Source organism: Streptomyces sp. W16, from assembly GCF_033194735.1.
Classification (GTDB): Bacteria; Actinomycetota; Actinomycetes; order Streptomycetales; family Streptomycetaceae; genus Streptomyces.
Genome location: NZ_JAWOAI010000794.1, coordinates 1 through 3,245, shown reverse-complemented (window position 1 = coordinate 3,245; position 3,245 = coordinate 1). Strand labels below are relative to the sequence as shown.

Here is a 3,245-nt window from a genome sequence, read left to right as displayed (position 1 = left end):
GCACGCCGTACAGCGCGGGCCTCGGGTTGTCGCTCATCCCGCCGTCGACCGCGACGAAGGTACGGTCGCCGGTGCGCTTGACCGCCGGCACCCGGTACACGACGACTCCGGCGGGTCCGACGATCGCCCGGCCGGGTTCGAGGGTGAGCCGGGGCACCGGCAGCCCGCTGCGGGCACAGTCGTCCGTCAACTCGGCCCGCACCCGGCCGGCGAGGACGGAGATGTCCAGCTGCTCCTCGCCGGGGCGGTAGGCGATGCCGTGCCCACCGCCGATGTCCAACTGGCCGAGGGTGACGCCGTGTTGGTCCCGGATGCGGGCCAACAGCCCGACCATGCGGCGCACCGCGGCGACGTACGGCTTCGTCGTGGTGATCTGCGAGCCGATGTGGCAGTGCAGGCCCACGAGTTCGAGGTGCGGCTGGTCGAGGATCCGGGACACGGCGTGCTGCGCGGAGCCGTCCGTGATCGACAGGCCGAACTTCTGGTCGTCGGTGCCGGTACGTACTTTCGGGTGCGCGCCGGCCGCGATGCCGGGCACCACCCGCACCATCACCTGCTGCCGGCTGTCGGTGGGGGTGAGCGCGGCCAGCCGGGCGATCTCCGAGGCGCTGTCGACGACGATACGGCCGACACCGAGCCGCAGCGCGGTGCTCAGGTCCTCACGGACTTCCGCAGCCCATCGAAGTGCCGGGGAGAGCCGACGCATCGCCGTGTTGGCGCCCGCCTGACGCCTGAGGGCCGGTTCTTGACGCGCCCGTGACGCGGGCGCCGACGGTGGCCGGAATTGATCCCTCAACTCGCCTTCCGCCGCCCGCCCGTGTCAACGAAGTGGCGGCCCCTGGCAAAGCGCGGGGCAAGAATCGCCGCCGCGGACCGCCCCGTGCTTCGCGATGACCGTCTGGCAACGCACTGTTCACTCAGGAGCCGCCGGGAAGCGCCAGGGTGCGGACGTTGTCAGCTCAACTGCTCGCCAGGGAGGGCATCATGACCGCACAGACAGAGACACCGGACGGTTCGGCGCAGTCGTCCGAGGGGGTCAGCCGACGGCACGCGCTGGGCCTCCTCGGTACGGCCGGCGCCGGCGCCGCCGTCACCCCCTTGCTGGGAGCAGGCACGGCACAGGCCGCCCCGCCGGCCGCCCCGGCATTCCACCTCACCGCGGACTCCTCCGGCGCGTCGCCGGTCCAGGGCCTGCACCTCACCTTCGGGGCGGACCCGCGCACCCAGATGACGGTCTCGTGGATCACCGACAAACCGGTGACCAGACCCGTCGTGCGCTACGGCACGCTGGAGCACGGCTTCGGCTCCAGCGCCAAGGCCCGCACCGTCACCTACGTCGACGGCACCTCCAGCCGCACCGTCTACGTCCACCACGCCGCGCTGAACAAACTCACCCCGGACACCGACTACCTGTACCTCGTCACCCACGAGGGCGCGACCCCCGACAGCGGTACGTTCCGCACCGCCCCGCGCGGCCGGAAGCCGCTCACCTTCACCAGCTTCGGCGACCAGTCCGCCCCGCAGGTGACCTGGGCGGCCAACGGCACGGTCGGGCTCGACGCGAACTCCACTCCCGCGACGAAGGACATCGTCACCGGCATCGAGCAGGTCGCCCCGCTCTTCCACCTGCTCAACGGCGACCTCTGCTACGCGAACCTGGACGTCGACCGGGTGCGCACCTGGAACAACTTCTTCACCAACAACACCCGTTCGGCCCGCTTCCGCCCCTGGATGCCGGCGGCCGGCAACCACGAGATCGAGAAGGCCAACGGCCCGATCGGACTCGGCGCCTACCAGACCTACTTCGACCTGCCGTCCACCGAGACCGACGCCGAACTCGCGGGCCTCTACTACGCGTTCACGGCCGGCTCGGTCCGGGTCATCGTGCTGCAGAACGACGACAACTGCCTCCAGGACGGCGGTGACGTCTACATCAGCGGCTACTCCGGCGGACGTCAACTCGCCTTCCTGGAGAAGGAGTTGAAGGCGGCCCGGTCTTCGCGCGACGTCGACTGGGTGGTCGTCGCCATGCACCAGGTCATGGTCAGCTCCACGGACGCGAACGGCGCCGACCTGGGCCTGCGCCAGAAGTACGGCCCCCTGTTCGACCGTTACGGCGTGGACCTCGTCCTGTGCGGCCACGAGCACAACTACGAGCGCTCCCTCGCCGTCCGCGGAGTCGTCAGCGGCACCGAGACGCTGACCCCCAACCCCATCTCCACGGCCACCGACAACATCGACACCGGCCTCGGCACCGTCCACATGATCCTCGGCGGCGGCGGGGTCTCGGGCACCACGAACCAGAGCTTCTTCAAGGACGGCACCGGCAAGGTGATCACGTCCGTGTCGGCGACCCCCGGCTCCAACGGCAAGCGCACCTCCACCTACACCAAGGAGGAGGCGGTCTGGATCGGCGTCCGGGACACCGAACACCCCTACGGCTTCGCCGCGTTCACCGTCGACCCGGGCGCGCACCCCGGCGACACCACCCGCATGCACGTGACCTACTACAACGTGAACAAGCCGAACGGCGACCTGTCGGTGTTCGAGAACTTCACCCTCCACCGCAAGCGCTCGGACGGCTACCGCTAGTCGGAACGGTCCTGGTCCCCGTCCGGCAACCAGTGCAGGGCGAACCAGAGTTCCATCCGCACGCCGGGGTCCTGCAGGTCCACATCGAGCAGTTCGGCGACCCGTGCCAGACGGTGCCGCACGGTGTTCCGGTGGATGTGCAGGGCCGCCGCCGTACGGTCCCAACTGCCGTGCAGGGTCAGCCAGGTCCGCAAGGTGTCGACGAGGACCGGCGCGCCCGGGGAACCGGCACCGTCGAGCGGGGCGAACCGGGTGCGGGCCAACTCCCGGGCGTCGGCGGCCGGAACGAGCCCGTGGACGGTGAGCGGATCCCTGCTGTGGACTACGGCGGGCAGTTCCGCCGCGATCGCGCGCCGCAGTGCACGTCCCGCCCGGACATCCGCGTGCGCCAGCTCCGCGGCCGGCACGGGCGTACTGAACCCGAGAACCCAGCCCAGGTCGGCGGCCTGCGCGGGCACTTCGGGACGCGCGTCCGAGGCGCTGGGGATCAACGCCCTCAGCTCGGAGCCGTCGATGTACAGATACGGGGTGCCCAACGCGGTGCCCAGGGTGGCGAGTTGAGCCGGATCGTCGCCCGGGGGCGGCGCCGTCGCGTACCGGCCGTGGACCACGATCCAGTGTCCGGCGGCCTCCGTCGTACCGGCGGGCGTGAG

General features: G+C 70.8%; 2 protein-coding genes and 1 pseudogene. 1 reads left to right on the top strand and 2 read right to left on the bottom strand.

What is annotated here, in order from left to right:
- Positions 1-706, bottom strand: a pseudogene (locus R6V09_RS49395) (diaminopimelate decarboxylase); the annotation flags it as partial.
- 278 nt (positions 707-984) lie between these two features.
- Between R6V09_RS49395 and R6V09_RS49390 the strand changes: the two are divergent.
- Entirely contained in the window at positions 985-2,592 is a 1,608-nt protein-coding gene (locus R6V09_RS49390; protein WP_317887976.1) for a purple acid phosphatase family protein, read from the top strand.
- Here R6V09_RS49390 and R6V09_RS49385 read toward each other — a convergent pair.
- Positions 2,589-3,245: PucR family transcriptional regulator (locus R6V09_RS49385; protein ID WP_317887975.1), on the bottom strand; the 657-nt coding region annotated here is incomplete at its 5' end. The genes R6V09_RS49390 and R6V09_RS49385 overlap by 4 nt on opposite strands.